We start from the raw sequence: 6,746 nt of genomic DNA on the forward strand, positions 1-6,746 counted from the left end.
AAGATTGAGCTCTGACCGTACAAGGGTTTTGGTCTTTAGAATGAAATAAATGTTGGTTAATTTATAGATTGTCTTGTCTATTTTTGTGGTAAGACACAGAAAACCCGCTTACAGGCTTTCTGTGCTTATGCAAATATTACTTGAAAAATTTAATAATTATATCAATCGCTTGGTTAACATACTCATCCACATCATAAAGACCTATATGATTAGAGCCTTCAATACGCGCTAATTTTTTGGGTTCATTAGCAGCATCAAACATTTTTTCGCTTTCATAGGCCGAATCAGCTTCAGTTCCAACAATCATTAGTAGTGGTGTTGGAGATAATCTATCTGCGATATCCAAAGCTGAAAAATTAACAAGGCTCTCATATGACCACGGTAAAAACTTACTTTCATATAGACCTTTCGCTCCACGGTCGGTCATATAGTATTCGTAGAACTCGCGAAATAGGCGAGGCATCTCAAGATGATCAGATTCGGGAGCATGAGGCAGATAGTTTATTTCGCCTGTAGTTAAGTAGTGTTCTCTGGCCTTATTCGTCTGTGTTAGAAGATCTAAGATACCATCACGGCCCATAATATTGTGGTAAAAGCCTCTATGATCAAAATAGGCGCTTACTGTTGCGAGTGACTTTACTCGACGATCTGAAGCAACTGCATGAGCCAAATAGCCTCCACCAGAGCAAATACCTAGACCATGAATCTCATCGACATAGTGAAGAGTTTGTAAAAATGTGATTGCATTGCGGCAGTCTTCGGCTTTATTAAATGGATTCTCGTGGAACCGAGGCTCTCCTTCACTAGCACCGAAACTCGAGTGATCAAAAGTTAAGGCGATAAAGCCTTTCTTCGCAAGTTTTTCTGCATAGATCTGAACTGTTTGTTCTTTTACCCCAGCTTGTGGTGCTGCAATTATAACAGCAGGACACTTGTGCTTAATTTCTTTTGGTTGGTGAAGTTCAGCGGCAATACGGTTACCGTTGCTAATAAAATAAACGCTTTTTTTCGTAATCGTCATAGTAAATTATCTCTTTTGTTCGTGATATAGAGGTCGACTTAGAGAGGCTATTTGCTAACGCCCTAAGTATTTGACTATGTTAAGTTGACGTATTGTTTTAATATATAGTGCCATTCTTAAAACACTGTTAACTAAAAATGAACAATATATCTTGGAGAGGAATTCGAGCATTTATCTATGTTGCTGAGCATGGCAGTTTTACAGCTGCAGCTAATGCATTAGGTGGCTCCAAAGCCAACGTCAGTCAATTAGTTACTGAGTTAGAGGGGGCTTTAGGCGTTCAATTACTTTTTCGTACAACTCGACAGTTACGTTTGACGGATATTGGGAGTGGTTATTATCAACGATGTAAAGTAGCGATGCTGCAACTTGACTCTGCGGCTGAGTGGGCGACTGAGTCGAGAAGTGAGTTAAAAGGGCGTATACGAATGAACTCTGTTGGTGGGCCTATTGGTGAAGACTTAATTGCTCCACTAGTGATGAGTTTTCAAAAGCAATACCCTGATATAGAGGTCGAGTTGGATTTTTCAAATCTTCAAGTTGATCTGCTTGGAGAGCAATATGATTTAGTGTTAAGAGTTGGTGCGTTACCTGATTCTACTTTAGTTGCACGTCACTTATGTAATCTAACAACATATTACGTTGCTAGTCCTGACTTCCTAAACCAGCATGGTCCAATCACTAATCCAGAAGATTTAGAACGACTTCCTTTGATTCATGGAAGTGTAGAGCACTGGATACTAAAAAAAGGCTCAGAACAGAGAATCATTCACACTAACAGGGGTGTGAAAGCTGCGACAGGAAGGACGATGCGACAAGCGGTAATTGCAGGTTTGGGGGTGACAAGACTTACTGATGTGTACTGCCATACTGATATTCAAAATAACAAGCTTGTAGATGTATTACCTGAATGGTCAGAAGAGACACCACTGTCATTGGTGTGTCCACCCACAAAATATCACTTACAACGTGTTCGAACTCTAATCGATTGGATCATAGAACGATTTGATAAAGGGTACTAGTTTTTCATAAATTGCTAATTTAGAATTATTCAAAGATCATTCGACTCATAATGAACACATTAAAAAAAGTCGTTATTAACGGCTTTTTGTGTGTCACGTTATGACAGCATAACGTCATCTAATAACTAGTGCTTTAGCCTCAGCAAAACCCTCCGAGATGCTCCAATCACCAATAACGACCTCATTTGTGTTATAATACGTCAATTGGGATTGAGAAAAAGAGCAATTAATCACCTATGGTGGTGATTCTTATCATGTTTATTTATATGGTACCGCTACTCAATCAAATAGTAATTGGATAAGGAGTTGTCCTTATATTCGTCTAGCTGTTCGCTTAGCCGGATATGTGAACATTATCGTTTATGGGTTTTAAATCAGAAAAGTACAGTATTGAATCGACAGATTATCAAGTCGGTCAAGATAACATTAGTAAATGGGGCATGGATGTCCATAATACCGTTTTTATAGCCTCAGTCGGCTTGTCTCTTCTCTTCATTATTACACTTCTCGCACTACCTCCTACAGATGCAAAAGCCGCCATTGATTCCCTTAAAGGTTCAGTGTTAGCAAATTTTGACTTCCTCTTTATGTGGGGAGCCAACATCTTATTAATCGTTGCCATTATTATTGCTTTTTCACCGTTAGGTAAAATTCGCTTAGGTGGTGATGATGCGAAGCCAGATTATTCAAAAGCCTCTTGGATCTCGATGCTATTTGCCGCAGGTATGGGTATTGGGCTTATCTTCTGGGGTGTTGCAGAGCCAACCGCGTTCTTTACCAACTGGTTTGGAACTCCGCTTAATGTAGAACCTTTTACAGAAGCAGGGCGTGAACTTGCACTGGGTGCAACGGTCTTCCACTGGGGGTTACACGCATGGGCTATCTATGGCATGACAGCACTTTGCCTTGCTTATTTTGTTTATAACAAAGGGCTGCCATTATCAATGCGCTCGGTGTTTTATCCATTGTTAGGTGATCGAGTCTGGGGTAAAACGGGTGATGTGATTGATATCTTAACCGTGTTAGTTACCTTGTTTGGTCTTGCAACGTCTCTTGGTTTAGGCGGCTCGCAAGCGGCTAGTGGTATTAGCCATGTTTTCGGAATGGAAAATAACATCTATCTTCAACAGGCTATTATCGTATTGATCATGGGTCTTGCGATTATTTCTGTTCTACGCGGTATGGATGGGGGCGTTAAATTTCTTAGTAACCTGAATATGGTTATCGCCTTTGTCTTCCTTGGTTTGATTGCTGTGTTGAATTTCACAACAGTATTGGATTCATTAGTTACGGCATTAACTGGTTATGTGAAAAACATTATTCCGTTAAGCCAAAGCTCTGGCCGAGAGGACACGACTTGGCTGCATGGTTGGACTGTGTTCTATTGGGCGTGGTGGGTAGCGTATGCACCTTTCTTTGGTATGTTCGTAGCTCGTATATCTAAAGGTCGTACTGTTCGCGAATTTCTTCTTTGCGTAATGCTTATACCGACAATGGTAACTACAGCTTGGATGTCAATCTTCGGTGGTGTGGCTATTCAACAAGTTATCGATAAAGTGGGTCTATTAGGCGCTCAACAAGGTATTAGTGATGTATCTCTAAGCTTGTTCCATATGCTAGATGCTTATCCGTTTGGGGATATTCTATCCTTTATTGCCGTAGCACTGATCATCGTTTTCTTTGTGACCACGTTGGACTCAGGCTCTATCGTTATTGATGGCATGACTGCGGGTGGTAAATTAGAAGTACCAGTTAAACAGAAGGTAGTTTGGGCGGTTATCTCTGGTGCTATCGCCATGATTATGTTGTGGATTGGTGGCACTGAATCTATTCAAGCGTTGCAATCCATCACCATTATTGCTGCAATGCCGTTCACCATTATTCTCTTGCTAGGTTGTGTGAGTTTACTTAAAGGACTATTGACGGAAGTTGATAAGCCAAAGGTAGCCACTAAGCGAGTTAACTAGTTAGGTTAACTTGTAGCTAGATTAAGAGCCAAAGTAAAAGTTAGATCTACAATAAAACTCTCTGGTACTTTGTGTTGGGGAGTTTTTTTATAGAATTCACAAACACTAAACATGCAATAACAATGCAGCTATGGCTCGTATCAGTGAGCTTACTAGCTGTGATTCTGATGCGTTACTTGAAATTGAGTTTGATTGGCGAGGGGATTAACCTCTTGTTATTACTTTTAATATCATATACGTTACCCATAAGCATTATATCGTTATACTAACTTCAAATATTTAAGAGTAAAAATGAAACTAGTTGTACTATCTGGAGCCGGTCTTTCTAGTCCATCGGGTATGCCTATATACGATGAAATCAAGTTAGACAGTGATTATCTACTTCTTCATTCAGCACAAGCAGAAGATATTGTGATAGGCGCTATCTCTTCTTTGAAATCTAGGTTTTTGCATATAAAGCCCAATTCTGTACATCGCGAGTTAGTTAAACTGCACCATTATTGTCAGGCACACGGTGTAGAGATGACCCACTATACTTTGAACGTCGACGATCTTATTGAACAAGTAGGAGGAACAGTTCACCACCTCCATGGCAACATTAAGGATCCTAAGAGTATTTTCGATCATAAAGATGTGGCATCTTTGGACCTAAATTCTATTACTTGGGCTTCTGGTGATTTAATGGTTGTACTTGGTGTTAGTAATAATGGTTATCCGCTTTCTTATCTAGAGAGTGAAGTACTTGCATGTGGTGGAAGCTTTCTAAACTTTAATATTGTAAACAACGACGACTTATTATCACAGACAACTGTTGGAGATCTTTCAGATACATTTTCTGTTCTTGAACTGAGTCAAAATTTACATAGTGAGTTTAACATAATTGACTTAGGGGATTATGAAATTGATATTAAAACATTTTCTATCAATGAGCGAACATATGAGGTTTACTTTACTCCTACACAGTTTGTAGTAACCTCTGAGGAAGAACAGAAAGAATTAGAAGAACTTGTCGGACAAAAACTCGATCATACTGCTTATGAGATTAAGTTTGATCTACAGTCTAATAGAGAAAGTGAGTCACCCTTCGAACAGCCTGACAATAATTTTACTTTGAGAGAGCTTAACTTACTTGGCATGATCATAGCGTCTACTATCAAAGCTCATTCATCTTTAAGACAAGTCACATTATACACTGCATCGGCAGCTGAAGATAATCTTGTGCTATTCTACAATCGACTTGCCAACGTTTATGCAAGTAGATTACAATATGACCATTGGTGTGGTTTTGGGTTAGAAGGAGTCAACTATGCGTTCAAAAAACAGTAAGACTACAGCGCAACGTAAAACAGAAGGTTTACGTAAGTTATCTCAAGCATATTCTGATGCAATTAAAGCTGGTACGGTAAGAAAAGTTTTGACTGTTGCAAAACCATAATAAAACAATTGATTTAAAAAATAGCCGCGTTCATCGCGGCTTTTTTGTGCGTGTGGTTTTAGAAACTATTGTCCAAAATGGCTGCCCTGTATCTCATGCAACCATTTAAACTTCAGCCTTATCGAATTAAAGTAAGGATTATGGATAAAAAAGTACTTGAAGTGTTTTTCCTACGATAAAGTATATTCAATGCTTATTCCTATATAGAGTTCACAAGCACTAAACCAGATATTGAGTTTGATGAATTATAAATTTTAACCACTTTAGCTGAAGCATACGAAAGTGAATTTTCTGTGTAGTCGTTGATTATATTCTTGAGTTTTGATGATTATTTATCGATTTATCAATAGTTTATTTCCATTTTAAACTGGACTTATATTGATCTTAACTAGAGCTGTATTCAATATGTATGATACATTAAGCCTAATAATGATTATGGCAAGTTAAATATTGAAAACGTCAAACTCCACAAAAAAACTTAAATGTAGTTTTTACTTCCTACCAGCTGGTAATGGTGATTGTGTCCTTATTCAGTATCAAGATGATGATTCTGCATACCGTAATATTTTAATTGATGGTGGTAATCGTAACCAGCTTGAATTTCAGCAACAGAAGAGGAAAATTTTAGAAATTCTCGATGAGGGGCGGAAAGGTCGTTTAGATCTTGTAATCGTCACTCATAGTGATGATGATCATATCAAAGGTATCCTTAAACTAGTCATGGATAAACAGTTGGAGGGTTATGTGGACAAGTTCTGGTTCAATTCAGAGAAGACTATTAGCGAGTTGCTCTTTTCTCCTTTTCAACATACGCAACCTTACCTTGTTGATGAGCAAGCTAGTGGTGCTGAGCGCTCGTCAAGAAATCAGGACCACGACCTGTATCATGAACTCGATAAGAATAATAAATGGGATCATGAGGTTATTTCTTTTCCTAAAGAAGAAGTTATAGGTAACTTAAAGCTAACCGTTCTTTCTCCTACAATTGAAAAACTACAAAAACTAGATGAGCACTGGCCTCAAATGCCTTTGAATGCCAAGAATGTGAGTAGATCAGCAAAATGCGTATCAGACCATAATCAAAGTCTGAATCAACTGATGAAAGGTTTGGACTCTTTTGAAGAGGACGTATCTCCAGTAAATGGGGCAAGTATTGCGCTTATGTTAGAGTGGTGCTCCAGACGCTATTTATTGTTATCGGACTCACATCCAAGTGTTATAGTCGATAGCCTTGCTGATTTTATCCCAGAGAATAAAGAAGCATTAGATTTTGATTTGGTGAAAGTGTCTCATCATGGAAG

At 38.6% G+C, this 6,746-nt stretch carries 6 protein-coding genes; 5 read left to right on the forward strand and 1 reads right to left on the reverse strand.

All coding sequences use genetic code 11. The features are described from left to right. Positions 1-136 precede the first annotated feature (136 nt). Positions 137-1,021: an alpha/beta hydrolase gene (locus BTO22_RS05065; protein ID WP_105054552.1), complete on the reverse strand. Its 885-nt coding sequence runs from the start codon at positions 1,019-1,021 to the stop codon at positions 137-139. A 137-nt stretch (positions 1,022-1,158) separates the two neighbouring features. Between BTO22_RS05065 and BTO22_RS05070 the strand changes: the two genes are divergently transcribed. The 5 genes from BTO22_RS05070 to BTO22_RS19930 form a co-directional block, all read left to right on the forward strand. After that, positions 1,159-2,043, forward strand: a complete 885-nt coding sequence (locus tag BTO22_RS05070; protein WP_061002212.1) for a LysR family transcriptional regulator — start codon at positions 1,159-1,161, stop codon at positions 2,041-2,043. A 362-nt stretch (positions 2,044-2,405) separates the two neighbouring features. Continuing rightward, positions 2,406-4,010 (forward strand): BCCT family transporter, encoded by a 1,605-nt coding sequence (locus tag BTO22_RS05075; RefSeq protein WP_105054553.1) that lies wholly within the window; start codon positions 2,406-2,408, stop codon positions 4,008-4,010. Positions 4,011-4,301: 291 nt separating this feature from the next. Continuing rightward, a complete protein-coding gene (locus tag BTO22_RS19925) occupies positions 4,302-5,336 on the forward strand; it encodes an SIR2 family NAD-dependent protein deacylase (RefSeq protein WP_181044567.1) in 1,035 nt (344 codons plus the stop codon). Further along, entirely contained in the window at positions 5,317-5,445 is a 129-nt protein-coding gene (locus BTO22_RS20120; protein ID WP_258132450.1) for a hypothetical protein, read from the forward strand. The genes BTO22_RS19925 and BTO22_RS20120 overlap by 20 nt, the downstream gene beginning before the upstream one ends. Positions 5,446-5,895: 450 nt before the next feature. Beyond that, a partial coding sequence (locus tag BTO22_RS19930; protein ID WP_105054554.1) for an MBL fold metallo-hydrolase occupies positions 5,896-6,746 on the forward strand: 851 nt, incomplete at its 3' end.

Source organism: Aliivibrio sifiae (assembly GCF_002954705.1).
Taxonomy (GTDB): Bacteria; Pseudomonadota; Gammaproteobacteria; order Enterobacterales; family Vibrionaceae; genus Aliivibrio; species Aliivibrio sifiae_A.

What these genes read in the sequence shown, in the direction of transcription:
- BTO22_RS05065 (WP_105054552.1), bottom strand. Translation starts at nt 1,021, where the DNA reads ATGACGATTACGAAAAAAAGCGTTTATTTTATTAGCAACGGTAACCGT.
- BTO22_RS05070 (WP_061002212.1), top strand. Translation starts at nt 1,159, where the DNA reads ATGAACAATATATCTTGGAGAGGAATTCGAGCATTTATCTATGTTGCT.
- BTO22_RS05075 (WP_105054553.1), top strand. Translation starts at nt 2,406, where the DNA reads ATGGGTTTTAAATCAGAAAAGTACAGTATTGAATCGACAGATTATCAA.
- BTO22_RS19925 (WP_181044567.1), top strand. Translation starts at nt 4,302, where the DNA reads ATGAAACTAGTTGTACTATCTGGAGCCGGTCTTTCTAGTCCATCGGGT.
- BTO22_RS20120 (WP_258132450.1), top strand. Translation starts at nt 5,317, where the DNA reads ATGCGTTCAAAAAACAGTAAGACTACAGCGCAACGTAAAACAGAAGGT.